The sequence below is a fragment of the Natranaerobius trueperi genome (assembly GCF_002216005.1).
In the GTDB taxonomy this organism is placed as follows: Bacteria; Bacillota; Natranaerobiia; order Natranaerobiales; family Natranaerobiaceae; genus Natranaerobius_A; species Natranaerobius_A trueperi.
This window is the reverse complement of sequence record NZ_NIQC01000096.1, coordinates 1-429: the sequence shown is the minus strand read 5'-3', so window position 1 is coordinate 429 and position 429 is coordinate 1. Positions and strand designations below refer to the sequence as shown.

The 429-nt window shown below is 34.3% G+C and carries 1 protein-coding gene; it reads left to right on the top strand.

Annotation, left to right across the window (positions count from 1 at the left end; genetic code table 11):
* Positions 1-429 (top strand): IS256 family transposase (locus CDO51_RS13240; RefSeq protein WP_205842275.1); only part of this gene is annotated, 429 nt, incomplete at both ends.

The window sequence follows — 429 nt, the reverse complement described above, 5'->3', positions numbered from 1 at the left end:
AATGGCAAAATCGTCCATTATCAAGAGTCTATGCACATGTAGTCATGGATGCCGTCCACTACAAAGTGAGACAAGATGGTCGAATAGTGAATAAGGCAGCATATATGGCTATTGGGATTGATTTAGATGGTATGAAAGATGTCTTAGGTATTTGGATAGGAGAAAACGAAAGTTCTAAGTACTGGTTAAAGATTATTAATGAATTAAAGAACCGAGGAGTAGAAGATATTTTGATTGTATCAATAGATGGTTTGAAAGGTTTTTCAGATGCAATACATGCTGTTTATCCAAGTGCAGAAATTCAAAGCTGCATAATTCACCAAATTAGAAATAGCACAAAGTATATATCATATAAAGACCGAAAAGAATTTTGTAACGATCTTAAAAATGTTTATAGAGCACCGACTGAGGAAGTAGCTTTAACAGAGC